Origin of the sequence: Sulfuricurvum sp. (assembly GCF_028712165.1) — a bacterium.
Lineage (GTDB): Bacteria > Campylobacterota > Campylobacteria > Campylobacterales > Sulfurimonadaceae > Sulfuricurvum.
Map to the genome: position 1 here is coordinate 1 of NZ_JAQTQR010000015.1, position 25354 is coordinate 25354.

26 protein-coding genes and 1 tRNA gene are annotated in these 25354 nt (G+C 41.5%); 7 read left to right on the forward strand and 20 right to left on the reverse strand.

Going from position 1 to position 25354, the window contains the following annotated elements:
* Positions 1–189: 189 nt before the first annotated feature.
* Genes PHP90_RS04035 through PHP90_RS04045 form a run of 3 tightly spaced genes read right to left on the reverse strand, consistent with a single transcriptional unit; the run spans position 190 to position 4774 of the window.
* Positions 190–1410, reverse strand: a complete 1221-nt coding sequence (locus PHP90_RS04035; RefSeq protein ID WP_299925614.1) for an HDOD domain-containing protein — start codon at positions 1408–1410, stop codon at positions 190–192.
* A complete protein-coding gene (locus tag PHP90_RS04040) occupies positions 1410–3878 on the reverse strand; it encodes a GGDEF domain-containing protein (RefSeq protein WP_299925616.1) in 2469 nt (822 codons plus the stop codon). Before PHP90_RS04040 ends, PHP90_RS04035 begins: the two co-directional genes overlap by 1 nt.
* Positions 3875–4774, reverse strand: coding sequence for a hypothetical protein (locus PHP90_RS04045; protein ID WP_299925618.1), 900 nt, complete (start codon positions 4772–4774; stop codon positions 3875–3877). Before PHP90_RS04045 ends, PHP90_RS04040 begins: the two co-directional genes overlap by 4 nt.
* Positions 4775–4928: 154 nt before the next feature.
* On the opposite strand from PHP90_RS04045, the gene PHP90_RS04050 reads away from it, so the two are divergent.
* A complete protein-coding gene (locus PHP90_RS04050) occupies positions 4929–5744 on the forward strand; it encodes a M23 family metallopeptidase (protein WP_299925620.1) in 816 nt (271 codons plus the stop codon).
* 88 nt (positions 5745–5832) lie between these two features.
* Here the strand turns inward: PHP90_RS04050 and rlmN are convergent, their stop codons facing one another.
* The 7 genes from rlmN to hisF are packed head-to-tail and all read right to left on the reverse strand — an operon-like array spanning position 5833 to position 12166.
* On the reverse strand, positions 5833–6906 hold the full coding sequence (gene rlmN, locus PHP90_RS04055; protein ID WP_299925622.1) for a 23S rRNA (adenine(2503)-C(2))-methyltransferase RlmN: 1074 nt from the start codon (positions 6904–6906) through the stop codon (positions 5833–5835).
* Entirely contained in the window at positions 6899–7435 is a 537-nt protein-coding gene (locus tag PHP90_RS04060; protein WP_299925624.1) for a purine-nucleoside phosphorylase, read from the reverse strand. The genes rlmN and PHP90_RS04060 overlap by 8 nt, the downstream gene beginning before the upstream one ends.
* On the reverse strand, positions 7413–8657 hold the full coding sequence (locus PHP90_RS04065; protein WP_299925626.1) for an McrC family protein: 1245 nt from the start codon (positions 8655–8657) through the stop codon (positions 7413–7415). The genes PHP90_RS04060 and PHP90_RS04065 overlap by 23 nt, the downstream gene beginning before the upstream one ends.
* Positions 8654–10651: a DUF4357 domain-containing protein gene (locus PHP90_RS04070; protein ID WP_299925629.1), complete on the reverse strand. Its 1998-nt coding sequence runs from the start codon at positions 10649–10651 to the stop codon at positions 8654–8656. The genes PHP90_RS04065 and PHP90_RS04070 overlap by 4 nt, the downstream gene beginning before the upstream one ends.
* 23 nt (positions 10652–10674) lie before the next feature.
* Positions 10675–11052: a HepT-like ribonuclease domain-containing protein gene (locus PHP90_RS04075; protein ID WP_299925632.1), complete on the reverse strand. Its 378-nt coding sequence runs from the start codon at positions 11050–11052 to the stop codon at positions 10675–10677.
* Entirely contained in the window at positions 11042–11344 is a 303-nt protein-coding gene (locus tag PHP90_RS04080) for a nucleotidyltransferase domain-containing protein (protein ID WP_299925635.1), read from the reverse strand. Before PHP90_RS04080 ends, PHP90_RS04075 begins: the two co-directional genes overlap by 11 nt.
* Before the next feature lie 57 nt (positions 11345–11401).
* Positions 11402–12166 carry an imidazole glycerol phosphate synthase subunit HisF gene (gene hisF, locus PHP90_RS04085; RefSeq protein WP_299925638.1) on the reverse strand — a complete coding sequence of 255 codons (765 nt, stop codon included), beginning with the start codon at positions 12164–12166 and terminating at the stop codon, positions 11402–11404.
* A 156-nt stretch (positions 12167–12322) separates the two neighbouring features.
* On the opposite strand from hisF, the gene rsmA reads away from it, so the two are divergent.
* From rsmA to PHP90_RS04105, 4 genes are all read left to right on the forward strand, one after another.
* Complete coding sequence (gene rsmA / locus PHP90_RS04090) at positions 12323–13102, forward strand: 16S rRNA (adenine(1518)-N(6)/adenine(1519)-N(6))-dimethyltransferase RsmA (protein WP_299925641.1); 780 nt, start codon at positions 12323–12325, stop codon at positions 13100–13102.
* A gap of 80 nt (positions 13103–13182) precedes the next feature.
* Positions 13183–15369 (forward strand): RNase J family beta-CASP ribonuclease, encoded by a 2187-nt coding sequence (locus tag PHP90_RS04095; protein ID WP_299925644.1) that lies wholly within the window; start codon positions 13183–13185, stop codon positions 15367–15369.
* Positions 15370–15457: 88 nt separating this feature from the next.
* On the forward strand, positions 15458–16324 hold the full coding sequence (locus tag PHP90_RS04100; RefSeq protein ID WP_299925647.1) for an FAD-dependent thymidylate synthase: 867 nt from the start codon (positions 15458–15460) through the stop codon (positions 16322–16324).
* Positions 16321–16563, forward strand: coding sequence for a hypothetical protein (locus PHP90_RS04105; RefSeq protein ID WP_299925650.1), 243 nt, complete (start codon positions 16321–16323; stop codon positions 16561–16563). The genes PHP90_RS04100 and PHP90_RS04105 overlap by 4 nt, the downstream gene beginning before the upstream one ends.
* A gap of 95 nt (positions 16564–16658) precedes the next feature.
* Here the strand turns inward: PHP90_RS04105 and rplT are convergent, their stop codons facing one another.
* The 7 genes from rplT to glmM all read right to left on the reverse strand — a co-directional run bounded on the left by rplT (position 16659) and on the right by glmM (position 21775).
* A complete protein-coding gene (rplT, locus tag PHP90_RS04110; protein ID WP_299925653.1) occupies positions 16659–17012 on the reverse strand; it encodes a 50S ribosomal protein L20 in 354 nt (117 codons plus the stop codon).
* A gap of 93 nt (positions 17013–17105) precedes the next feature.
* Positions 17106–17300, reverse strand: a complete 195-nt coding sequence (gene rpmI / locus PHP90_RS04115; protein WP_299925656.1) for a 50S ribosomal protein L35 — start codon at positions 17298–17300, stop codon at positions 17106–17108.
* 128 nt (positions 17301–17428) lie between these two features.
* On the reverse strand, positions 17429–17956 hold the full coding sequence (infC, locus tag PHP90_RS04120) for a translation initiation factor IF-3 (RefSeq protein ID WP_299925732.1): 528 nt from the start codon (positions 17954–17956) through the stop codon (positions 17429–17431).
* Positions 17956–19764 carry a threonine--tRNA ligase gene (gene thrS / locus PHP90_RS04125; protein ID WP_299925659.1) on the reverse strand — a complete coding sequence of 603 codons (1809 nt, stop codon included), beginning with the start codon at positions 19762–19764 and terminating at the stop codon, positions 17956–17958. Before thrS ends, infC begins: the two co-directional genes overlap by 1 nt.
* A gap of 106 nt (positions 19765–19870) precedes the next feature.
* A tRNA-Val gene (locus tag PHP90_RS04130) sits at positions 19871–19946 on the reverse strand.
* Between the two features lie 52 nt (positions 19947–19998).
* Positions 19999–20442, reverse strand: coding sequence for a signal peptidase II (gene lspA / locus PHP90_RS04135; RefSeq protein ID WP_299925662.1), 444 nt, complete (start codon positions 20440–20442; stop codon positions 19999–20001).
* Positions 20435–21775, reverse strand: a complete 1341-nt coding sequence (glmM, locus tag PHP90_RS04140) for a phosphoglucosamine mutase (RefSeq protein ID WP_299925665.1) — start codon at positions 21773–21775, stop codon at positions 20435–20437. The genes lspA and glmM overlap by 8 nt, the downstream gene beginning before the upstream one ends.
* A gap of 116 nt (positions 21776–21891) precedes the next feature.
* Here glmM and rpsT point away from each other — a divergent pair, with 116 nt between their 5' ends.
* Positions 21892–22158 carry a 30S ribosomal protein S20 gene (gene rpsT / locus PHP90_RS04145; RefSeq protein WP_015652533.1) on the forward strand — a complete coding sequence of 89 codons (267 nt, stop codon included), beginning with the start codon at positions 21892–21894 and terminating at the stop codon, positions 22156–22158.
* A gap of 68 nt (positions 22159–22226) precedes the next feature.
* Positions 22227–23294: a peptide chain release factor 1 gene (gene prfA / locus PHP90_RS04150; RefSeq protein WP_299925669.1), complete on the forward strand. Its 1068-nt coding sequence runs from the start codon at positions 22227–22229 to the stop codon at positions 23292–23294.
* Here the strand turns inward: prfA and dapF are convergent.
* The 3 genes from dapF to PHP90_RS04165 are packed head-to-tail and all read right to left on the reverse strand — an operon-like array spanning position 23289 to position 25229.
* Positions 23289–24038 (reverse strand): diaminopimelate epimerase, encoded by a 750-nt coding sequence (gene dapF / locus PHP90_RS04155; protein ID WP_299925672.1) that lies wholly within the window; start codon positions 24036–24038, stop codon positions 23289–23291. The two genes, prfA and dapF, sit on opposite strands and share 6 nt — an antisense overlap.
* A gap of 31 nt (positions 24039–24069) precedes the next feature.
* Entirely contained in the window at positions 24070–24675 is a 606-nt protein-coding gene (gene coaE / locus PHP90_RS04160; RefSeq protein WP_299925675.1) for a dephospho-CoA kinase, read from the reverse strand.
* The gene (locus tag PHP90_RS04165; protein ID WP_299925677.1) at positions 24675–25229 is read right to left on the reverse strand and encodes a spermidine synthase; all 555 of its coding nucleotides are present in this window, start codon (positions 25227–25229) and stop codon (positions 24675–24677) included. Before PHP90_RS04165 ends, coaE begins: the two co-directional genes overlap by 1 nt.
* Between the last annotated feature and the right edge of the window lie 125 nt (positions 25230–25354).

Below are 25354 nucleotides of genomic sequence, written 5' to 3' on the forward strand. Positions count from 1 at the left end.
TAAATCCCTAAATATAGGGATTTTGAAAGGATTTGAAAAGATTTAAGAAAGTATGAAAAATGCTAAAAAACAGACTTAGGATCTGGTGCCGCAAGGTGTGAAGGTTCAAGTCCTTTCATCCGCACCATCACTTTTTAATTGCCTATTTTAGACACTTCTTAAACAAATTCCTTCTATAACTGTATCTATTTATCCCATTGCTTCATCAAACTGATTTACCTTTTCCATTGTTTCCGAAATGATCGGTTCCAACCTTGTATAATCAATTTTATATTTTGACAAGAAAGACTCAATTCCCTCATTATCTGCCATCTCAACTGCCCTGACCGTCGTAAGTAATTCCCCGTAAAAACCATCTCCTTCAAACAAAGCCCGCTCAATTTCTGGAGCTACATTAAGCCGTTTGAGGATATCCCTATGGGGAACATGAAAGAGTAGATGTATTAATGAAAGCATTCCTACAAAATAAGCGGTGGCCGTCTGTTGTTTAGTAGGAGACGATGTCATCAACGACAAGAGCTTGGTCATCAGTTCTGTACGGTTTACAACCATAAGCAGTAGCGGTATTGTATTTTCATCCGATTCCTGTGCCTCTGAAAACATCAAGAGCATTATCCAATGCGAGAGCGGTTCCCGTCCCATAAGGGTCAAGACATGGCGGATAGATGAGACGGGATTACGCAGAGAGAAAACCGCTGAATTGATGAAACGGATCAACTTGAGACTGACCATGTGGTTGAGTTCAAACGCTTTTACCAATTCATCGATGGAAACATCTTGCTGAAGCATATTCCACAAATTAATAACAGACTCTTGATCAATAGAAAACGAAGGATTTTCAAGCACTCTGGGCTTGGATATAAAATATCCCTGAAAATAACTAAACCCTTTTGCCACGCACTCTGCGTGGATAGCATGAGATTCAATTTTCGATCCGATTACGATCAATCCCTGCTTTTGAAGTTTTTCGACATCATCACGCTTGATTCGCCCGCTTCGGGGAATATCAATTTTAAGAAACTCTAAATAAGGGAAAATAGGGGTAAATTTCTCAAGATTTTCCGGAGTATATGCAAAATCGTTCAAAGCAAACCGATATCCTTGCGTACAGAGCTTTTCCAGATGTTCACGAAGAGGATCATCAATTACGATGTCTTCCATCAAAGCATAAACAATCCTCTCTTTAGGGAGCAGATCGAGCAGTTCATGGAAGACGAATCGGTAATCGGCACGGATAAATCCTATCCGTTTTCCCAATATCCGGTCAACTCCGAATGAACTCTGGATATCATTAATCAATGTTGCGGTTGCCTGCGGTGTATTATTTTGTCCTGAATAAAACAGATCATACGCAAAAAGTGCCCCTCTCTCATTCACAATAGGTTGACGGCCGATATAGCTATTGCCCATTATCCTTGCTTCCCTTCAACTAATACAGCAGACGGTTCGTAAAAATAGTATCCTTGTGATGCATCGATACCCATCTCTTTGACTCGTTCAAATATCTCTTCATTGGCAACAAATTCAGCAACTACATCAATCCCCATTTCATGCGCAAAATCACAAATATGTTTCACGAAAATTTGGGCATTCCGATCGTGCGGCAGATTTTTGATCAATGACCCATCAATTTTTAGCGTGTCAATGTTCAGTTTGAGTAAATGGTCAAAATTTGAATACCCAGAACCGAAATCATCGATAGCAAAATGACATCCGATCGCTTTAAAACGATCCACAAACGCACTCACAGAAGCGTAGCTTTCGATTCCTTCACTTTCCAATATTTCAAAAATCATCAATTGACCGACTCCGTTATCACAAATGACTCGTTCTAGATAATCGGCTAAGTCAGGATTAACAAGATCTTGGGTCGAGAGGTTCAGACTCACACGCAGTTTAGACGTTTTAAAAACTTCCACAACTTGCTCAATCATAATTTTTGTCAACTCGGGATAGAGCTTTGTTTTTTTGGCAATCTCTAAAAACAAGTAAGGGGAGATGACACTACCGTCTGTGTCAATCAGACGCATAAGTGCTTCATATTTGATAATCTCACCGCTTTGATTATCGACAATCGGCTGAAAGTAGGGAACAATACGCGCTTCCTCAATTGCCTCTTTTATCCGCTTATACCAAGCAATATTATTCTCTTGCTCATGTTTCGATTCGGAAGAAAAAATTTCCAAACTGTGCCGCTGCCGTTTTGCCAGTTTCAATGCCGCAGTAGCATGTTCTAAAACTCTATCGCTCAACCGAGCAACTCCTACGGTAATTGTGAGGACAATCTCAATCCCTTCTATAACAAACGATTCTTTTTGTGTCGAGATAATCAGCTCTTCCAAAAAGGTTATAAATAAACTTAGCTCACTGCAATGGGAGGCGACCAAGGCATACTCATCACTTCCCATTTTATAAATAGCGATATTTTTCTGTGAGGCCATTTTAAGGCGAAGCCAGTGCCCGTATCCACTTAAAATAGCATCTCCGATAGCGACACCGTACACTTCGTTAATATCACCAAAGCGGTCAATATTAATAATTGCAAGTGCGCAGACATCCTCTCCTCGCAACGCTTCAACCAGGGTAAATCGGTTAGGCAAATCCGTAATTTGATCGGTTGTGAGATGATACCTGAGCTGTTCACGCTGACCAAATGAATGTATTGCAAATCCGATATCTCCGGCCAATTCCTCAAGCATGCTGATCTCTTTAGGTTCAAACCCCTCTGAGCGTTTCGCATAGAGTGTCATTACCCCTAACGGCGAAGAATCCATAGCGCTGACCAAAGGGAGTGAAATGACGGAACCGTATCTCCCTTTTTCTGCAATAAATCGCCATGCCCCCCATGAATTTTCATGTTCCAAATGCTCTATAACGACCGTTGCATTCTCTCTGATCGCCCGAATACTCGGATCTCCTTCATCAATTTTCATACCTTCGAACGTAATGGTCATTTTTGGATACAAATATCCCGTCAAATCGTCCGAATACGCTTTAAGAACCAGAGTATCCTTCTCTTTTAATGCAATCTGACATAGTTCATATCCCGGATGCTCTGCCAAACGTCGGCATGAGTCATCTAATAACTCATCGATATTTTTAGCAGTAATCAATAATTGGTTAATATCGGCTACCGTTCGAAGTATTCCATCGAGATACCGCGATTCGTTCAGGGCATCTTGAAGATGATTTTGCTGAATTTGCATTGAATGAAATGAATCGTACAATGTCTGATCAAGGATGGAGAGTTCTTCAATCAAATATTTTTCCTGAGCTCCGTCTTGATTTTGTGCACGCCGTGTTATCCGCTCAAGCGGTGCAATAACGAGCCAACGAACACCGCTTAACACACTGAGCGCGACTGTTCCCAAAATGAGGAAGAGGATTGTTCCATACAGCATTGCCATATGATTGAGTCGTTCAAAAATGAACCCTCTGTCTAAATCGATCAGTAAAACGGCCGTCTTTTTTTGTGTTCCCGAAAAATAGTCCAATTCGCTTGAATAATGAAGCTGCCCATCTTCAACCAACTCTTTCGAAATAGCAGACAATGGAATATACCCCTCATCGATCAATTTTCCGGTTAGTGAACGTGAAGAAGAGACTGCGATACTCTCACCATCCATTGACAATGAGAGTATGCCGAATGCGCCATCGATCGCACATGCTTGATCCAGTAGGGTTTGGATATTTTCCAAGCGATTTTGCTGGAGCGATTTTTGGATATCTTCTTCCAGACGAAAAATATTTTGATTGATGTTTTCAGAGAGATACTTTAGTGTTCCGATCCGTTCAACATAATAAAAGCTGCCGGATAAAGCTCCGATAATGAGAAAAAAACCGATCAGACTTAAAAAAGCAAACCGTTGTATTTTCATGGCAATAACCTATCAGTTTTCACGTGCTGCGCATTCAAATGAGCAATAATTTCTTTAGGTGCTTTTCTATATATCCACTCTATCTGATGCGTGCTAACCATGAACTCTTCGTAACTCTGTCCTTCCAAATATCCTTTAATCGTCTCATAATACTCCCTCGGATTACTATTGAGATGCTCTACTGCCAATCCAAAAAGCTCATGAAGGTGGGCAAATTCTTTTTCTCGTCCCAGCACTACCCGCTCGTCTGCAAAAAGAGCATCAATAACAAAAAAACTATCCATAGTCCGAGTAGATGCAATGGGTTGAAACCCTTTTTTTAGCAATTCTGAGAGATACGGTTCATATGAGATGATAAGCATAGGTCTCTTGCCAACTTCTATCGTAGTAATGTTTTTCTGAGAAACATCCATTTTATGAAACTTACTGCTATCCAAACTGTACTCAGCAATAAATGCTTTAAAAAAATCATCCTGCAGCGATCCCTGTTCCATATAAACCTCGACTCTCTCTTTAGAGAAGCGTATCTCATCTATAGAGCAATTGGAAACAATCGCATCCGCACCAAAAGAACGATCGATAAGAAAAACCGGTTTAATCGTATTTGCATGTTTGAAATGAAGTAATTCATATTGTGTTGCAGTAAAACCTTGTGTAAATCCCCGTTCATACAAACGGGCATTATCGGTCAAATCAACCAGCCACATAAAACGAAAAGGTGTTTTTTCCAACCACCCTTTTTCCTGAGCATAAATAAACGGGGTAAATCCGATCCAGGGGTTGGTTGATATCTGAATTTTTGAAGACTCGGCTGAGTGGCTCATATAATAATATAATCCTGCGACGGCACTCATCAACAGAAGCAATACAAAACCTAATACTCGAGTTGTTTTCACCATTTACTCTTTTCGACATCAACATAAGTAAATAATAATACACTATTTCTTTATAAAACTTCTAAAGCATTTTCTCTTCTCGTACAACAAAGAAAAAATTACGTTTCATCCCCTTAATGCTACAATTGCATTTATCTAGTATTATCGGAGTCTTATGCGTCTTTTGATCAGTTTGTTTATTGGGTTTATAACTCTATGGGGGATGGAGGGGTATAACGGTAAGAGTATCATAATTACCCTCCCTTCTCCCGCAGGAGTCGTCTCCATGAATGATCTAAACATCAGCGTCTTATCCCATCCTCTCGATCCGTCCAAAGGGATAGTCATTCTCCCTATAGATTATTACACCCCGAGCGGTGAGGTTAACCTTACTTGGATTTCTCCTGGAAAAATAACTCCCCTCACGCTAAACGTTCAAAGTGTCCCTTACCCTACCGAAACACTCAGTGTTGATCCCGCACAAGTATCTCCGCCGCCGGAGGCATTAGAGAGAATTGCCCGTGAACGCGCAGAAGCAATGGCAATTTACGAGCATTTTACTCCAATACGCTATTGGAACAAACCTTTTATAAAACCGATCGATTCGATTATTACCAGTGAATACGGCTCCGCACGTACCTACAACGGAAGCCTTAAAAGCTATCACGGCGGAGTCGATTTTAGAGCCAAAACCCCTATTCCTATCCTCGCCTCTAATGATGGAATTGTTGTTCTGACTGAAGAACGCTATTACTCCGGCGGGACAATTATTATCGATCATGGTGAGGGGTTATATACCTGTTACTTTCACCTCAGCCGATTTGATGTCAATGTGGGGGATTATGTCAAACAAGGACAGCCTATCGCTCTAAGCGGTGCGTCTGGCCGTATTACAGGACCTCATCTGCATTTTGGGATAATGGTGCACGGTATCCAAGCCGATCCGCTGGATTTATTGGCGCAAATCAATACTTTGTTTTTAGGAAATTAGTCTTTTTTCATTGCGGCCCATACAAAGCCGCCTAAACCGACACCGACAACGAGCACTAAAAACACGATTTGAACCCAGTCCATTCCGGTCATACTAATTCCTTCAATTCTTTTTCTTTGAGCTGTCCGCACGCGGCGCTGATATCCAGACCTTTGGAATCACGGATGGTACAAAGCACTCCATGTTTGATCAGATACTCTTGAAATGCCACCATATCCGCACGGGTCGGACGCTGATAATCAGATCCCTCATACGGGTTAAAAAAGATCAGATTCACTTTTGCTTTGATTCCATGCAACAGTTTGACCAGTTTTTTTGCTGACCCCAGATCGTCGTTTTTATTTTTGATAACCAGATACTCAAACATCACCCGCTTGCGCGTATCGATCGGAAATCGCTTCACTGCTTCGATGATAGAAGCAATATTATACGCTTTATTCATCGGAATCAGCTCGCTGCGAAGCTCATCATCAACCGCATGAAGAGAAATAGCGATATGAACACCCAAATCCATCTGCCCCAGCTTGTCAATCTTGGTACTCAAACCGCTTGTAGAAACGGTTTGTCGTTTTCCAGAAATCGACAGTCCCTCTTCGTCTTTGAGAATCGTAATGGCTTTCGCCAGATTATCAAGGTTGTCGAGCGGCTCGCCCATCCCCATATAAACGATATTGAGACGGCGATGTGCGGCAAGGTTGTTATCCATTTTAACCGCCAATACTTGTGCCACAATTTCGCCTGCAGTGAGGTCTCGGGTAAATCCGCCTTTCGCCGTCAAACAAAACGAGCATCCGACTTTGCACCCCACCTGTGTCGATACACACACGGTAAAGCGGGCTTCATGTTCGATATTTCCCTCATCGTCGATACTCTCATCTTTCATCTTGAGCCATACCGTTTCAACGGTTTTGCCATCACTGAGTTCAAAGAGGTATTTGATTGTCCCATCGGTCGAGCACTCTTTACGGGCAATTTTCAGCGGCATGATCTCATACGTTTTACTCAGTTCTTCACGCATCGCTTTAGGAAGATTTTGCATGGTCTCAAAGCTCGTCGCATACTGATGATAAATCCATCCCCAAATCTGCTTGGCACGAAACGAGGGTTTCACCATCTGCGAGAGTTCCGCTTTGCTGTAATCAAGAATGCATTTTTTATCCATGCACCATCCCTTTGGCTTTTAGATGATCGCTTAAAAGCACTTTTGCAAATCCGTGATTGGCGATAAAGTCACGATGGGCATTTGCATCGCAATAATTTGTAACACAAAAAACACCCCCAGCCGGTATACCGAATACTTGTGCCACACGCATTACACTGAAAAATTCCATGTTTTCAAGTCCCATACCGAGTGCTCTCATTTTCACCATAGCATTTTCACTCGTAGTAATGTAATTCGAGGAGTTGACAATAACATCTTTGATATTTTCCGTTTGTGCCGATACGACATTATCGATCGGTGTATAGGCACTTTTATCCAAAAATCCTAACTCGATGTTAGCCGCTGTTTTTGACTCGATAATCTCATGGATTTTGTATTCGCCGTAGCTTCCGGCACTCCCGACAAAGAGGATAAATTCGGGTTTCTGAACCAAACAATGGCGGGTCAGATTGATCGCACTATCAATCAATCCGACCCCTATCGGAGTCGCAAAATCAAACGTTTCGTTATTGCCGGCACAGAGAATCATCACACACCTTATTGTTTAGTAAATCGAAGAATACTACTTTTAGATTTAGACCTTGATTTGATTCGCAAGTTGATTGGTTGAAATAATGAAAATGGTTTTCACTCATTTCATTCTTTTTAGGATAGATCAAATACATATCTTTGCATTGCTCGTATTTTGTACCGTATGCGTAAAGCTGATACATATCACTTTGACTTACTCCATTGTTTGTTTTTTCTTCGTCTAAAACTTTCCATTTGGTATCGGCAATAATCATTTTCTCGTCGTGATGAATCACAATATCAGGTTTGAGTCTGAATTTACCAACACCGTTTTCGTATGCCAAATGGTGTGTTTTATCTTGAGTGGTGATACGGTCAAACTGTTTACGCAAATATGCTGCTACATAGCTTTCAAATAACAAATTCATATCAAATAAAAGGGCAAAGGAGAGATCATTTCCTTTGTAAGCGCTAAAGCTGTTATTTTCTAAAAATATTTTGCACCAAATCAGAACCTGTTCATAATCTTTCATCTGCCGATTGAGTTTGACTTTTGAGAAATCGGTTTTAAAATCAACCGAAGGGGTAATGGCGTCAAAAACGAATAAAAATTCTCGAATTCGTTGCTGATTACGATTAGAGGAAGATTGCTTATAGAGATAGTGTAACGTCGTTTTTATCAATCGATTTTCGACGCGATCACTGCTAAACTCTTCATATTCAACAAAAAATCGCTCTTTATGGACAAAATTTTGTTTAATATGCTCTCCCATTTTGAGCTTACCTTTGAGAAAGGGGAGATTCTCTTCACGTGAAATGTAATCATTTTTAATCCCCCTCTGAACAAGTTTAGAAATTTCATCCAAAAACATCGCAATGAAAATTTCAAATAATGGCATTTTTGCACTCTGTAAATGAGCTGAGTTAAAACTCCGAAAAGGGGAGTTTTTGAGTGTTCGAAGCATTTTAAATAGAATCTCTTTTGCTTGTTTCGGATCATCATTTTGTGCGATTTTCGGGAGGATTTCGATGGTTGTGCCATCTTTGGTTTGGATTACACCGACGAAGTTTTGAGCCTGTAAAACTTTTCCAAACCCTTTTTTAGTCGTGAGTTTGAGATATTCGGCGGTTGATTCGTTCTCTAAAACGAATCTTTCAATCGCTTCAAAATTTTGAGGCGTTATGTAGTGAGGTCTTTGTACATCTTTGCACTGTAAAAAGTCGTACTCTTTGATAATCATGCTTGGAGTTTGGTGTAATCAAAACTATCTTTGATTTTGTAGATGAATTTTTCTTCTTCGAGATATTCATCAGGTTTGTAATCGAAAATATCCGATTTCACTTCGATTTTATCGATAAACCCATCACCTAACACCATGCGGATTTTTTCCCAATCGTCGTAAAAATATTCTTGTAAGAGAGGGAAAATTTTGTTACGCATCACATCGTCCAAATCTTCTTTGGTGTTAATGTCGATGAAATAAGCGTGACCTATCGTGTGATCCCGATCATAGAGATATTCGACACGCTGATTGATTTTTGAGAGGAGTTTTTTCAAATAAACCCCCTCAATAACTTTGTCATTTAATATTTCTAAATCCGGCATCATCTCTTCGAAATGAAATCGTCGACGTAATGCCGTATCCATCAAAGCGATACTACGGTCAGCAGTGTTCATCGTCCCGATGATGTATAGATTTTGAGGAACGCCAAATTCTTCATTGCTGTAAGGAAGTTTAAGTTTGATCGCTTCATCGGCTCCTATTCGCTTGCTTGGCTCGATTAGAGTGATAAGTTCTCCGAAGATTTTAGAGATATTACCACGATTGATTTCATCGATGATAAGAATATAGTTTCGCTTTTCTTGATCATGATCTATCTTATCGAACAAATTATTTTCGTTGATGATTTCTTTCCAGTCAATATGACCATTAGAAGAACGTCCCAATATAACAGATGAAGATGCGCTCATACTTTGAAATATATAGTCTTCTTCAAGAATATAGTATTCATCAGTTTCTATTGTTTTAACTTTAGAAAGAATTTCATTCTTAAGCTTTTTTGCTGAAAATGTATTTGACTCACTTTTTCGAATCTTCGAACCTTTAAGTACTCGAAATACGTTATCACTTTCCTTGATCATTTCAGCTTGTATGTTCAACATCGGGGCATTAAGTTTATATTTTTTGGGTTCTTGAGGTGCTTTTGTAATCGTTAGATTGTTTTTTGCTTTTTCTGTAAGTTTCTTAAAAATTCCATCTTTGACAGCATAGAGCATCTCTTCGCCATCTTCATTCCCTTCTTCTCCAATAGGTATGGCTCTAATCCCTTCGACAAACTCCTCATATCCGTAGCTTTGATGGAATGTGATAAATTCAATCTGCCCTAATTTTCGGTATTCCTCGAATTTGACTTTTGCCTCTTTTCTATCTACTGGAACCGTACCGTCGATAATCGCTAACGCTTTAGTGATTGTGTTATAGGTTTTTCCAGTACCTGGAGGGCCATATAGGATTTGATTCAGAAGTGTGTTCTTTGACAAAGATCGTTTCTCTAAAGGAATAGATAAATTACAATGGCTCTGAATATATTGGTGAATCGCTTCAAATAAAGTTATTCTTCCATCTTCTCTTCCTAAAGTTTCATTCCCTCTCCAGCCTTCAAATAAAAACTTGTATAAATTTTCTTTTGTGATAGCCTCGTATGTTTCTTTTTCGGTGTTAAATACAACTTTATAATTTCCATTCTCACGTTTGACTAAATTAATATTCGTCCCTCTTTGTGTTTCGAGAGGTAATTTATCACCATTTTCTTCTATAGCACGATCTAAACATGAACATATCAAATCAAATTTTTCTTTATTTGTCATAGATTGCCCTTCTAAAATATTGAAAACGTATTGATACAATTGTTGATTATTATTCAAAACATAATTAACAGTAGATCTTTTTAGTCCATGAGCTACAAGGTTTTCAAATTGTAGTAAATTTGCTTTTTCTTCATCAATTTTTGAAATCAAGTCCAGTCTAATCGTTTCATCGTTAATTTCACTAATTTGCATAATATACTCAATGCGAAAAACACCCTTTGAGATATATATTAGAACTTTTTGACCTATTTTAGGACTTCCGATACTTTTTCTACTCCAATCATAATATCCCTGATGTTCTATTGTCGGTCTAACATCACCCCATTCACCCTTAGGATTATGGGTTATTACAGCTATCTCATCCATGAACTTTGCCTTTTACGGATCTTTTACTTCACTTCATCCAATATCATCATCGTCACACTTAATAAACCATCAATCTCATTCGCACAAATCTCAAAAATCGTTTCGGCATCTAGATCAAAATAGTGATGCGACAAAATATCTCTAACCCCTTTGACCTGTTTCCACGGAATTTGGGGATATTGCTCCAAAAGCTGAAAATCGGTGAGTTTATCAACGTTTTTAAAACCCTCCCCGATAGCGATCAGGCGCATCGAAATACTGTCGAGTTTTTCAAGACCCCGTTCGTCTTTGAGAAAATCATCGCTGATTTGGATAGTTTGAAATCGTTGTTGGATTAATTTTAACGAAGTGATAATATCTTCGAGAGTAGAACGCAGTATCAAAAGCCGATCATTGTGCATAGATCACATCTCTTTTGATCATCTCCAAAAAGAGAGGCTTCATATGTTTGTGTTCACGGACGATGTCCACTTTTTTGTGCAAATCATTTTCGATTTGTTCTTTGATCGCGACCATATCAAATAATGAGGGCTTCATTTTGACAAAAATATCGATATCGCTGTTCTCTTTGGCTTCGTCACGTGCGTAACTTCCAAACAGTCCGATTTGTTCGACATCGTATTTCGTTTTGAACTCTTGAAAATGTTGAAAAAGGTAGTCTAAAATATCTGATTTTTTAATATTCGTTGTCATAATATCCTCCTTTTTTCTCATAGCTTTTATAGGGTCAATTATAGCACATTGAAAATCTTAGAGCCGTACCGGAATCCCATTAGCCGACAGGTAGCGTTTTAGATCCATGATATCAATCTCTTTGTAGTGGAAGATACTCGCAGCCAATGCCGCATCGGCACCGTGTTCGAATGCCTCTTTGATGTGTTCCATCGTCCCTGCCCCGCCGCTGGCGATTACGGGTACATTCACCGCGCGGCTGATTTGCTCGGTGATCGAGAGATCAAATCCTGCTTTGGTTCCATCAGCGTCCATCGATGTGAGAAGAATTTCTCCCGCTCCGCGATCCACGACCTCTTTTGCCCATTCAAGGGCATTGATCCCGGTATCGACACGTCCGCCGTTGAGATAGACGTTATACTGATCGCCCGTCTTTTTAACATCAATAGCAACGACAATGCATTGAGATCCAAACCGTTTTGCCCCTTCGTTGATAAATTCAGGGCGTTTGATCGCTGCTGAGTTAACGCTTACTTTATCGCAGCCCACCGCAAGGAGTTTGTAAATATCATCGAGTACTCGGATTCCTCCGCCGACAGTGAGGGGGATAAACACTTCTTTTGCTACCTGTTCAACAATATGAACGATCGTATCCCGTTCTTCATGGGATGCGGTTATATCCAAAAAAGTAATCTCATCGGCACCCTCTTCATTGTAGCGTTTTGCCACTTCAACGGGGTCTCCCGCATCTTTAAGTCCAACGAAGTTAACACCCTTTACAACTCGTCCGTCTTTAACATCCAAACAGGGGATTATCCGTTTTGCAAAATAGTTATTGTCCATTTAAAACCTTGCATATAATCATTGCGAAAGTATATCCCCCATTACCAAAAGTAACGATAAAGGAAATAAGTTGTCTAACTTCATTCAAAAAGCTGATAAACGTTTTGTTTTGTGGTTTAATTGGGGATTAACACTTTATCAGGTACAATCAGGCTAATGCAAAAAGACCGTGCCGCAATTGCCAAAAAGAAATTTGGACAGAACTTTTTAAAAGATGAAGCTGTTTTAGCACAAATCATCCAATCGATGCCCGATACGCCCAATCGTATCGCTGAAATCGGGCCTGGATTAGGTGATTTAACTAAGTATTTAGTTGATGTCAAAAGTGTTACCGCTTTTGAGGTCGATACCGACTTGTGCAAGCATTTGAAGCACCAATTTGCCGATGCTATCGCTACCAACGCTCTTACTCTCCAATGTGGAGATGTATTGGAGCATTGGAAGAGTGAGCTTTTGGATGAACCGTACGATTTAGTGGCCAATTTGCCTTACTATATCGCGACAAATATCATCCTCAAAGCCCTCGCCGATCCGGCGTGCCGAAACTTGCTTGTCATGATACAGCGTGAAGTGGCGGAGAAATTCTCTGCCGCACCCGGAGAGAGAGCTTTTGGAGCGCTCAGCGTGATTACGCAGAGTGTGGCTGAGGCGGAGATCGTGCTACACGTCCCCCCAACCGCATTCGATCCCGCTCCCAAAGTCGATTCGTGCGTACTGCTCATTTCTAAACGCGCGAATCGTAATGATGAAGGGTTTGAAGAATTTTTACGAACGGCCTTTACACAGCCTCGTAAAACCCTCCACAAAAATCTCTCCTCACGCTATGATGGCGATCTTCTCATTCAGTCCTTTTTAGAGCTTGAATTGGAACGTTCCATCCGACCTCATCAGCTTGACACCTCTGACTTTCACCGGCTCTACGCCCTTATAAAATAATCTTTTCAGGGCACGTTAGAGCATCTAAACATACTAAAAAATATATTGCGCTTTTTTAAAAGCGTCCATAAGGAAAATTTATGTCCGATGAACAAACAACTGAACCGCAAGCACAGCCTCAGGGAGAATCCGGCCAACGCCGAAACAACCGAAGACCGTTTCGCAGCCGAAATAACAACCGCCCGGAAGGTGCTGAAGGCAATGTAAGTACCGAGCCGCGTCAAGACAATCGACCTCCGCGTACCGATAACAGACCTCCGCGTCAGGACAACCGTCCTCCGCGTACCGATGCAAGAGATAACAGAGGCGAAGGCCAAAGTACCGAACCGCGTCAAGACAATCGACCGCCACGTACTGATAATCGCCCTCTGCGCCAAGATAACCGTCCACCGCGTACTGATAATCGCCCTCCGCGTACCGACCGTCCAGAGGGGAGTGAAGGCAATGCTGCCGATGCTGAGCCAAACCGCGGCGGACGTGACCGCGGTCGCGGCGGACGTCGCGGAGCACCTAGCGCACCGATTGACAGCAACTTACGCGATTTCGTAATCAAAAACCAAGAGGCACACAAAAATCGCCTTAATCCTCATTTCAAACTCAATCTTGAGAATAACGAGAAAATCCGCATTACCCCATTAGGCGGTCTAGGCGAGATTGGTGGAAATATCACCGTTATTGAAACCGAAAATGAAGCGATCGTCATCGATATCGGGATGAGCTTCCCGGATGAAGAGATGCACGGCGTTGATATCCTTGTTCCGGATTTCAGCTACTTGAGAGAAATTCGCAAAAAAATCGTTGCCGTTATCATTACGCACGCCCATGAAGACCACATCGGCGGTGTCCCGTACCTCTTCAAAGAGATGCAATTCCCGATATACGGAACACCACTTCCTTTGGCTATGATCGGTAACAAATTCGACGAGCACCATATGCGTGATTTCCGCCGTTATTTCAATCCGATCGTTAAACGCCAAGTCTATCGTATCGGAAATGATTTTGATATCGAATGGATGCATATGACCCACTCGATTATCGACTCATCATCATTGGCGATTACAACCAAAGCGGGAACCATTATCCACACAGGTGACTTCAAAATCGACTTCACCCCGGTTGATGGCTACACTGCCGATATTCACCGTCTCGCCCACTACGGTGAAAAAGGGGTATTGTGTCTGTTAAGTGACTCAACCAACTCATACAACAAAGAGTGGACACCAAGTGAACTCACTGTTGCTCCGGGATTTGACCGTATTTTCTCAAAAGCAGAAGGTCGTATCATCATGTCGACATTCAGCTCAAACATTCACCGTGTTTACCAAGCGATCCAATACGGGCTCAAATACAACCGTAAAGTATGTGTAATCGGACGTTCAATGGAGCGCAATCTTGAAGTGTGTATGCAATACGATTACATCAAACTTCCTAAAAACATCTTCATCGATGCCGAAGAAGCAAACCGTATGAGCGATAAAGATGTCTTGATTGTCACCACAGGAAGCCAAGGAGAGCCAAGCTCAGCCCTATTCCGTATGGCAATCGGCGAACACCGTCATATCAAGATCAAACCGACCGATATGATCGTCCTCTCCGCCCGTGCGATTCCGGGAAATGAAGGTTCTATTTCAGGGATGCTCAATTATCTCCAACGTGCCGGTGCCCGTGTCGCCAATGACCGCGACATTCACGTATCGGGACATGCGAGTCTGGAAGAGCAAAAATTGATGCTTCGCCTTACTAACCCGAAATTCTTTCTCCCGATCCACGGCGAATATAACCACATTATGAGACACCGTGAAACAGCCATCAGCTGCGGAGTGCCTGAGCGCAATATTCTTCTGATGAGTGATGGTGACTGTATTGAAGTCAATACCAAAATGATGCGTAAAACCAAAACTGTCAAAACGGGTAAAACCTATATCGATAACCAAAACAACCACCAGATCGAAGACGATATCGTTATCGATCGCCAAAAAATGGCATCTGAGGGGATGGTTATGCTGGTTGCGCAAGTCAGTGCCTCTGAATCACGACTCCTCTCTAAACCATTGGTTACTAGCTTCGGTATCGTAGCTGACCGTCATGACAAAGCGTTTGCCCAAGAAATGGAAGATGTATTAGAACACTTCTTGATCAACCTCAAACCGGGGCTCATCGAGAACCCTAAAGCGTTGGAAAATGATCTACGTCAAGTAGTGCGTAAGCATATCTACCGTAAAATGAAAAAATACCCGCTTATCGTTCCTCACGTATTTATTATGTAAGGTGTGCTTTGCGCACCTTTCTCTCCGTTTTTAAACTCATCTTCGCTATACTCTTTTAAAATGTCACCCTATTAAATAGGAATAATAAATGTCAATTACAAAAATCAATACTAAAGAAAATATCTTCGGTGACAATATCGCATTTGTAGAAGAATGGGATTTTTCACAAGCAAATACATCAGAAGAAAATCGTATTTTAGCTATCACACAGGTAGCATCAATTTGTTATCAGTCCCCAAAAGCGTTAGGCAGCGAAACCCTATACAATCGCCTGATGGCTGAGTCTATGGGGCTCCCTTCAAGTTCATTCGAGTTCGTACCTGTATTACTAGATTTCAAAAATCCAACGCATATGGAACTTCTCCAAAAAGAGTACAGCAATGTAAAGAAATTTGGAGAACTGGTGGAAGATGGCAAATACCTTCTGACGAACTATCGTGCCATCGTATATGATTTTGAAAATGACAAAGACGGCTACAGCTTTGATATACGACAAATTTACAATACTCTGGACGAGGCAGAAATAATCCGTAAAAACTTTCATGTCTTTCTCTACAAAGTCGATTTGCCGACTCGCTCTCAGATGGTTCGCCACCGTATCAACTGGCAAGAGCTTTCACGACGATATGTATCCGGTAAACGGGTTCCATTCGATTTTTATATCAGCGAGAAAATGATTCCGATTACGACAGGTGATTATGATACGCAAAAAATCATAGATCTATGTGTAGAGCACTATATGAATGCGATTGATGCCGGTGTCAAACCACAAGAAGCACGAAGGATCATCCCTCAAGCTGCCTATTCTCAAATCTGGGGAGCATTTATGCCAACTCAGCTTGCAAACTATTTCAAATTACGTCTTGATGAACATGCGCAATGGGAAATTAGAAAAACAGCGGAAGCAATGAAAGAATTAATCCAAAAACCACTTAAACAGGAAGATACATTATGAAAAAAGCTCTTTTATTCGGCATGACTGCCGCTATCGTATTGCTCGGCGGATGCGCTGAAAAACAAATTGCCGTGAATGGACTTATTTGTCCGACAGGAACAAGCCAAGATCGTATGAAAGCCGATTTTGAAGAGTGCCGTTATTATGATCTCAAAGCCGCTGGTGAAGCATCTAAAGCTCCAATAACTGTTGAATGTAAAACGTGTTTAGAGAAAAAAGGGTATAAAATCGAGCAATAAATCGTTCTTTGAACGGTTTGTCTTTTTTAAAAGCAGAGGGATTATTACCTGAAAGATGGAAGGTTTCAGGGATAAATCCCTGAAGTGTTTAGAATTTAGAGTGCTGCTTTGGCTTGAGTGGTGAGGGCAGTAAATGCCGCTGCATCGTTCATAGCCATGTCAGCAAGGATTTTGCGATCAAGTTCGATGTTGGCACGTTTAAGGCCGTTCATGAATACTGAATAGCTCATCCCGTTTAGGCGACATGCCGCATTGATACGGACAATCCACAATTTACGGAATTCACGTTTTTTCTGTTTACGATCACGAAACGCATATACGAGTGAGCGCTCGAGTTGCTCTTTCGCTTTACGGAAATGTTTGTGGCGTGCACTGTAGAAACCACGTGCGAGTTTCAATACTTTTTTATGACGTCTGCGTCTTACGACACCAGTTTTTACTCTTGGCATTTTTTTCCTTTCTTGACCCGGTTCATTTCAATTTTAATGACGGGGTGCCGCTTTGCGGACTTGCCCAGCGTTATGCTGGAGGGTTAATAGGTTTTAGCCTACGATCATTTTTTTGATGCTTTTAACATCAACAGCTGCAACCACTTTTGGTGCATTTTGCCCACGACGAGTTCCTGCATCTTGTTTAGTCAAAATATGACTACGGAATGCAGAACCACGTTTAACAGTGCCGTTTTTCTTTACTTTGAAGCGTTTAACCGCCCCTTTAACTGATTTCATTTTTGGCATCGGCTTGATCCTTTCGCAAAAATTCTCTAAACGAGACGCGGATTATACCATAAAAAAGCTTTTTCTTGATTGATATCTAAAGGAGGTTCTCATGCATTTGCATGAGAAAGGAGAAAATAGGTAATACCTTATTTTTTATCGTCTTTTTTCGGATGGATCATCATATTACAATAACGCCCTTCCATTGCCGGAGCTTTATACATCGTTCCGATATCTTCAACCATAGGCCAAACTCGTTGTAATACCGCTACAGCGGATTCAGGATGCGCCATTTCACGACCGCGTAAGAATACACGAAAGTGAACGTGCTTGCCCTCTTCTAGGAACTCACGTGCATGTTTTACTTTATAGCTGACATCATTATCCGCAATTTTAACCGAAAGTTTGATCTCTTTGACCTCTACCTTCGTTTGCTTTTTACGTGCCTCTTTTTTCTTTTTCTCTTCTTGGTAATGAAACTTACCGTAGTCCATGATTTTTGCGACAGGGGGTTTCGCATCCGGAGAGATGAGAACTAAATCCAGTCCCAGTTCGTTTGCTTTGTTCATCGCCTCATTGATTGAGATGATACCTAATGCTTCACCGCCGTCAACAACGCAGCGTACTTCAGGGACCCTGATCTCTTCGTTCATCAGGACTCGGTCTTGTTTTTTAATCAAAAATGTACCTCATTAATTTTTTGTTTAACCATTGCCAAGAAATCTTCTTCGCTCAGATTATATTGTTCACGTTTGCGTCGATCACGCACCGCAATACTTTTGTTAGTAACCTCTTCATCACCTAAAACGATGATCATAGGCACACGTCCTTTTTCCGCTGTACGGATACGTTTGTTGAGACTTTCATTTTTATCGAAAATCTCAAAATCAGCACCCAAATCGATCAATTTATCGGCCAATTCACGTGCGTACGCTTCGTGTGCAGGGGCGATCGGAACGATCGCAACCTGCGTCGGAGCGATAAACATCGGGAATTCCCCAGCGTAATGCTCCGTCAATATACCAACAAAACGCTCAAACGAACCTAAAATTGCTCGGTGAATCATAACCGGCTGGATTTTAGCGTTCTCTTCACCGTTGTATTCAAGTTCGAAACGTGCCGGTAAATTGAAATCAAGCTGGATCGTACCGCATTGCCATTCACGCCCGATAGCATCGGTAATTTTGATATCGATTTTAGGGCCGTAGAATGCTCCGCCCCCCTCGTCGATCTCGTACGAAAGATTATTTTTATCCATTGCTGTTTTCAGAGCATTAGTCGAAATTTCCCATACTGCGTCATCACCGACCGCTTTTTCAGGCTTGGTCGAAATCATCATTTTATAATTGAACTCAAACGTCTTCATGATTTTATCGACGAAATCAACAACTTCAATGATCTGCTGCTCAATCTGATCGGTCGTACAGAAAATGTGAGCATCGTCTTGGGTAAATTCACGGACACGGAATAAACCATGAAGCGCCCCCGTCATCTCATGACGGTGAACCACGCCATACTCAAAATATTTGAGCGGAAGGTCACGGTATGAATGCAAGTCATGTTCATACACTTTGATGTGACCGACACAGTTCATCGGCTTAACCCCGAATTCGAGTTCATCGATATTGGTGAAATACATGTTTTCACCGTAGTTTTGATAATGACCTGAAACTTTCCACAAATCACTTCGGAGCATTTCGGGACCGCGAACCGGCTCATATCCTCGTTTACGATGTGCTTTAAAAAGGAGTTGCTCCAAACGTGAACGCATACGTGCACCGGCCGGAAGCCAGATTGGGAAACCTGCTCCAACCTCTTCACGGAAAGTGAAGAGTTTCATCTCGGCACCGATTTTACGATGATCACGTTTTTCCGCTTCCGCCATTTGATCAAGATATGCTTTGAGCGATTCTTTATCGGCAAATGCAATACCGTAGATGCGGGTTAGCATTTCGTTTTTACTGTCACCGCCGAGATAGGCACCGGAGATTTTGGTCAATTTAAAATGACGAATCAAACCAACACTCGGTAAATGCGGTCCACGGCAGAGGTCTTCAAACTCACCTTGCTTATAGATCGTGACCGTATCGCTCGGAATACGGTCCATAACCGCTTGTTTCAAATGATCATTCGCAAATTTTGCTCGTGCTTCGTCTTTGGTAATTTCATAACGTTCGATCTTCTCTTTGCCTTTGGCAATCTCGAGCATTTTTTTCTCAATCGTTTTGAGATCTTCTTCATTGAGCGTTTCATTAACTTTAAAATCGTAATAAAAGCCCTCTTTTACCGTCGGTCCGACAAAAAATTTAGCATCAGTATAAAGTGCCTTGATCGCTTCAGCCATCAAGTGAGCACAGGAATGTCGAATTACTTCGAGAGACTCGGGGGAGTTGTCATAAACAATCTCTTGACCCGTAATTCCAAGTGCCCCAGCAGTTTGTAAATCGATTATCTGATCGTCATGTTTGATCGCAATAATATCCATTGGGGTGCCTCGTATGAGAAAATATCGCGGATTATACGGGATTGTTGATTGGTTTACGATTAAAAAATAAAAGTGGTACTATTTTTGAGGAAAATAATGAGAAAAATGGTGGTCCCAACAGGACTCGAACCTGTGACCACTACCTTGTCGAGGTAGTGCTCTACCAACTGAGCTATAAGACCATCACAATTAATGCAAGAGCGAAATTATAGCCGTGCAGAAGTTAAAAGTCACTTAACTTTTACACATCTGTGGGCGAAAGTTCAAAATCATCAACGCAATAACGGCGATATCGATCATTACATCGGCAAAATTAAAGACGGCGAAATTAAATCCGCAATGCCAATAAACGTAATCCACCACTCCACCATGGATAAAACGATCCGCCACATTGGAGAGTCCAGCACCCACCATAATACCTACAGGAATGAGATAACACGTTTTTTTTAGCCAAAGTGTATAGCCGATTACTCCCGATAACAATGCAAGCTGAATCCATTTCAACGCTTCGTCTAAAAAAGCGAACATTGAAAAAGCGACCCCTTTGTTAAACACTAATATCAGGTCAATACATTGGGTATTGAGTCGAAACCCGCCTAGAAAAATTGATTTAATCGCTTGATCGATGAGCAAAACACTGCTCATCACCAACAATAAAACAACAATCGACCTAACCATTCAATGCCTTTTCAAAAAAGCTTACCATCTCATCCATCGCTTTTTCCATTACTTTCGCATCTTTTCCTTCGAGTAAAATACGAAGTTTATTCTCCGTACCGGAATAGCGGATAAGGTGGCGCATATGTGAGGCTTCGATTTCTGCAAGTTTTTCATCCAGCCCTTTAATTTGTTCAAGCGGTTTTTTAGTTTTGACTTTGATATTCACCAATTTTTGGGGATACAATTTAAACGGTCGAAGGATTTTACTCGCTTTTTCACCTGAAGTAATCATCAACGATAATACCTGTAATGCACTCACCAATCCATCGCCGGTTTTAGCAAAATCATGCAAAATAATATGTCCGCTTTGCTCACCGCCGAAGTTAATACCGTATTCACGCATCATTTCAAGTACATATTTATCTCCGACACTAGAGCGGTAGAGTTTAAGTCCGTTGGCATTTAACATATCTTCTAGCGCCTGATTACTCATTACGGTTGCAACGATTCCATCGCCCTTAAGTGCTCCGTTTCGTTGCAAAAACAAACTTAATGCACCCAAAATCTGATCACCGTCGACCTCATCCCCTTTCTCATCGATTACGATTAGCCGGTCGGCATCGCCATCCAGAGCCAAACCGATATCAGCCCGATATTGCTTGACCGCACTACGGAGGTCTTTGGTATGCATCGCACCGCACCCTTCGTTAATATTAAATCCATTAGGTTTATCATGAAGAACGATTACTTCAGCACCCAACTCTTCCAATACGGTAGGTCCTACGCGGTATCCTGCACCATTGGCAGCATCTAAAACAATGCGCAATCCGTGAAGAGTCAAATCACTTGAAAATGAATTTTTTAGATGTACGATATAGCGTCCGATAACATCATCAATCCGCTTTGCTGCACCCAGTTGCTTTCCGGTCACTTGTGCTTCATGTACAGCTGCCGTATCGTTAGCAATTGCTTCGATCTGTGCTTCAACCTCTTCGGAAAGTTTGTTACCGTGAGAATCAAAAAATTTGATCCCGTTATCTTCGAAAGGATTATGGCTCGCAGAAATCATGATCCCGGCATCACAGCGCATATTTTTGGTCAAAAATGCAATTGCCGGTGTCGGCATAGGTCCGATTTGTATCACATCATACCCTACAGCCGTTAATCCGCTGACGATAGCATTCTCAATCATATAGCCGCTTCTACGAGTATCTTTCCCGACCAGAATTTTTTTGGTTCCTGAGTGATCTCGGAAATAAACTCCTGCTGCCATTGCTACACGCATTGCCAATCCGGCACTTAAAAATGAGCCGGCTTCCCCCCGTACTCCATCCGTTCCAAACAATTTCATTCCGTTTTCTCCCTAAAATAATCGTAATTCTATTACACTCTATAAAATTTAACTTAATTTTAATTATCTTTAAGGTAGTATTCTACCCTAAAAAAAATTCGACAAGGATAAATGCCATGGCAAACCATAAGTCAGCATTGAAACGTATCCGTCAGACGGAAAAGCGTACTGAACGCAACCGATTCTATCGCACACGTATTAAAAACATTGTTAAAGCAGTTCGTACTGCAGTAGATGCAGGAAACAAAGAAGAAGCGAAAGCTGCTCTTGTCATTGCTAACGCAAACTTACACAAATATGTTAGCAAAGGTGTCTTGAAAAAAGAGACTGCTGCTCGTAAAGTAAGTCGTCTTCACCTCGCTGTTAACGCAATCGCAGCCTAAGCCTGACCCCTCTGGGGTAGCTTTTCTCTTCTAAATTTTCTCAAAACGCCTCTTTTAGGACCACGCTTATGTTATCCGACAAACTCACCCCTTTTATCAACCGTTACAACGAATTGACCGAACTTCTAAGTTCACCCGATATTGGTAATGACATCAAAAGGATGACAGATCTTTCCAAAGAACAATCTGCTATTCAAGCCATTGTAACCAAGGCAACCGAGTACAAAAAACTCCTTGATGATATCGAAGAAAACAAATCGCTTGCGTTTGATGCTGAACTCGGTGAACTTGCGAAAGAAGAACTTCGCAGTCTTGAACCGATGGTTGCACCGCTCGAAGAAGAGATCAAAAAACTCCTTATTCCTGCCGATCCGAACGATAAACGCAATATTTATATTGAATTGCGTGCAGGAACCGGAGGAGATGAAGCGGCTATTTTTGTCGGAGATTTGTTTAACGCCTATGTCCGCTATGCGGATGTTAAAGGATGGAAAATTGAGTTGATGAGCTCCAGCCCCTCTGATGCGGGCGGATATAAAGAGATTATTGCCCTAATCAAAGGTGAGCAGGTTTACTCACGACTCAAATACGAAGCGGGAACCCACCGAGTACAGCGTGTTCCTGCTACTGAGTCGCAAGGGCGTGTTCATACCTCGGCCATTACCGTTGCCGTTATGCCGGAAGTCGATGATGTTGAGATCAATATCAATGAAAGTGATCTCAAAATTGACGTTATGCGCTCAAGCGGATGCGGAGGGCAAAGTGTCAATACCACCGACTCCGCAGTTCGTATTACCCATATCCCAAGCGGTATCGTTGTCAATAACCAAGATGAGAAATCACAGCATAAGAATAAAGACAAAGCGATGAAAATTCTCAAAGCCCGCCTGTATGAGATGCAGATTCAAGAAGCAAAAGAAAAAGAGATGAATGAGCGTAAAGAACAAGTGGGAACGGGGGATCGCTCAGGTCGTATCCGAACCTACAACTACCCGCAAAACCGTATCTCGGATCACCGAATCACCCTTACCCTCTACCGTCTCGATGAGATTATGCAGGGGGGATTGATGGATGATATTATTGAGCCGTTGATCGCCGATGCTCAGGCACAGATTATGGAAAGAGCGGGATTATAATCGCCAAAGGGTCTCAAATGTCCCTTTGACTTCCCCTTTAAATGTTATCGTCCCCTCATCAAGTCCAAGATATAGCGTCTCTCCACTTTTAGGATACACACGCGCATTATCCGAGACCATACCCTCAATAGAAGCACGATAGAAACACGCCGCCATACCTGTTCCACACGCTAATGTCTCATCTTCTACACCACGTTCATAGGTACGAACACGAATCGAGCCATTGCTCTCTACATGGGCAATATTGACATTTGCATTGTATTTATGTCGAAGCTCTCTCGCCATCGCTATATCAAAATGATCCATTCTGGCATCAAATGTTACGAGATGAGGAACACCCGTATCGAGAAGCCACCACGTCATCTCATACTCTGTGATAGCATCATTGATAACGAGCGGCGGAGTCAAATCGCTTTGAACCATATCTCCCTCAACGGCGGCTTTTATCACACCTGCACCCGTCAAGAACTCCATATTCTCGCCTGCCAATCCGAAACGGTATGCATAATGGGCGCATGCACGGCTTCCGTTTCCGCACATCGAGGCAGTGGAACCGTCGGCGTTATAAAATTCCCATTCAAAATCATGCTGTTCATGCGGAAGAATGATAATTAACCCATCTGCTCCGATACCGTTTTGACGGTCACAGAGAGTTCGGGCAAGTCCGGAGCGATCTGCTCCATGAAAAGCATGAAAGATAACAAAATCATTACCGCTCGCACAGTATTTGGCAATTTGTAGCATGGTAATCCTTTGGGATTAATAATTAATGCAATTATACCTTAGGAGCGGGATAGAGTGCTTTAATCGTTTCAACAAAATGTTCACACTCTTTCTGAAGGTGTTTTAAATTAGAGGAATTATCGATCACCCATGTGGCACGGGCTTTTTTCTCCTCTATGTCCATTTGACTTTCAATACGATTCAAGGATTCTTCTTCAGAAAGACTATCACGTTTCATAAAGCGCTCCAGTTGAAGTGTTTTTGGAGCATAAACAACAATGGAGTTTTGTATCGGATAGGATGATGTTTCGAAAAAAAGAGGGATTTCCACCAAATACGGATAACCAAGACGATCTTGTTTTTCACTTTCTTCTTCGATCTTGGCACGAATTTTCGGATGTAAAAAGGATTCAAGCTCTTTTTTTACTGCAGAGTTTGAAAATACTATTTTCCCTAGTGCAGGGCGATCAACTTTACCATTTTTTACAAAATTTGTACCAAATCGTTCAATAACCCATGCACTGTTCTCATCCAAAATTTGATGACTAATCGAATCTGCATTAATTCCACGGATTCCATTTAACTTCAATAATGAAGCAACAGTACTTTTCCCAGTAGCGATCCCTCCGGTTAATGCGATAGCGTACTTAAAAGCCATTAGTTACGGATGATTCCCAAATAGTTTTTGCGAACATATTGCGGCATTGCAAACGCTGCAACATGAATATCACAATTATAGTATTGATGCCCTTCGAGCAGATCACTGCGTTGTAAAATCAAATCCGCCGTCGGATGGTACTCTTTTGAACAAAGCAAGAGCGTAGAACCGTCTTCGAGGTGATACGGCATAATGATTTTAAAATAATTCCCTAAAATCTGCATTAGTTTTGTGTTCGCACTCACATCATCCAAATCGGGATGTTTTAAAACCATCAGCGCATCATCTTTTAAAATACGGTTTACGTGGGCATATACGGCACTGTCATTGCTAATGACATCTAACATAACGACATCGAGACTTTTATCTGCTACGTTTCGTAACGACTCGAGTGCATTACTGCTATCAACAACTGCTAAATGAATATCGCGATAACGGCCAAGCTCATCTTTGAACAAATCACTATTCTCCGTTGCTAACAAAACGGAAGAAGGATTTTTATGCGTACACATAGGGACGTGTACCATCATTTCGGGATAAATAAATGTTTTCATGAGTTGCGTTATCTCTTCTTTACGGAATTTTTGAGCGATTGTAACACGCTGAGATTAAAAGGGTTTGAATATTCCAGCTATCTTTTAACATTAAAGCTTCTGGTATTCCGTTTTGATATAATTTT

Bases quoted from the DNA above. Each gene is read 5' to 3' on its own strand.
- PHP90_RS04165 (WP_299925677.1), bottom strand. From the start codon at position 25,229: ATGAAAACATTTATTTATCCCGAAATGATGGTACACGTCCCTATGTGT.
- thrS (WP_299925659.1), bottom strand. From the start codon at position 19,764: ATGGATATTATTGCGATCAAACATGACGATCAGATAATCGATTTACAA.
- rpsT (WP_015652533.1), top strand. From the start codon at position 21,892: ATGGCAAACCATAAGTCAGCATTGAAACGTATCCGTCAGACGGAAAAG.
- PHP90_RS04080 (WP_299925635.1), bottom strand. From the start codon at position 11,344: ATGACAACGAATATTAAAAAATCAGATATTTTAGACTACCTTTTTCAA.
- PHP90_RS04060 (WP_299925624.1), bottom strand. From the start codon at position 7,435: ATGATTCTCTGTGCCGGCAATAACGAAACGTTTGATTTTGCGACTCCG.
- rsmA (WP_299925641.1), top strand. From the start codon at position 12,323: ATGCAAAAAGACCGTGCCGCAATTGCCAAAAAGAAATTTGGACAGAAC.
- PHP90_RS04105 (WP_299925650.1), top strand. From the start codon at position 16,321: ATGAAAAAAGCTCTTTTATTCGGCATGACTGCCGCTATCGTATTGCTC.
- PHP90_RS04065 (WP_299925626.1), bottom strand. From the start codon at position 8,657: ATGATTATCAAAGAGTACGACTTTTTACAGTGCAAAGATGTACAAAGA.
- PHP90_RS04075 (WP_299925632.1), bottom strand. From the start codon at position 11,052: ATGCACAATGATCGGCTTTTGATACTGCGTTCTACTCTCGAAGATATT.
- lspA (WP_299925662.1), bottom strand. From the start codon at position 20,442: ATGGTTAGGTCGATTGTTGTTTTATTGTTGGTGATGAGCAGTGTTTTG.
- PHP90_RS04095 (WP_299925644.1), top strand. From the start codon at position 13,183: ATGTCCGATGAACAAACAACTGAACCGCAAGCACAGCCTCAGGGAGAA.
- rpmI (WP_299925656.1), bottom strand. From the start codon at position 17,300: ATGCCAAAAATGAAATCAGTTAAAGGGGCGGTTAAACGCTTCAAAGTA.
- glmM (WP_299925665.1), bottom strand. From the start codon at position 21,775: ATGAAATTGTTTGGAACGGATGGAGTACGGGGGGAAGCCGGCTCATTT.
- prfA (WP_299925669.1), top strand. From the start codon at position 22,227: ATGTTATCCGACAAACTCACCCCTTTTATCAACCGTTACAACGAATTG.
- dapF (WP_299925672.1), bottom strand. From the start codon at position 24,038: ATGCTACAAATTGCCAAATACTGTGCGAGCGGTAATGATTTTGTTATC.
- PHP90_RS04035 (WP_299925614.1), bottom strand. From the start codon at position 1,410: ATGGGCAATAGCTATATCGGCCGTCAACCTATTGTGAATGAGAGAGGG.
- PHP90_RS04100 (WP_299925647.1), top strand. From the start codon at position 15,458: ATGTCAATTACAAAAATCAATACTAAAGAAAATATCTTCGGTGACAAT.
- coaE (WP_299925675.1), bottom strand. From the start codon at position 24,675: ATGGCTTTTAAGTACGCTATCGCATTAACCGGAGGGATCGCTACTGGG.
- PHP90_RS04070 (WP_299925629.1), bottom strand. From the start codon at position 10,651: ATGGATGAGATAGCTGTAATAACCCATAATCCTAAGGGTGAATGGGGT.
- rplT (WP_299925653.1), bottom strand. From the start codon at position 17,012: ATGCCAAGAGTAAAAACTGGTGTCGTAAGACGCAGACGTCATAAAAAA.
- rlmN (WP_299925622.1), bottom strand. From the start codon at position 6,906: ATGGATAAAAAATGCATTCTTGATTACAGCAAAGCGGAACTCTCGCAG.
- PHP90_RS04040 (WP_299925616.1), bottom strand. From the start codon at position 3,878: ATGAAAATACAACGGTTTGCTTTTTTAAGTCTGATCGGTTTTTTTCTC.
- PHP90_RS04050 (WP_299925620.1), top strand. From the start codon at position 4,929: ATGCGTCTTTTGATCAGTTTGTTTATTGGGTTTATAACTCTATGGGGG.
- hisF (WP_299925638.1), bottom strand. From the start codon at position 12,166: ATGGACAATAACTATTTTGCAAAACGGATAATCCCCTGTTTGGATGTT.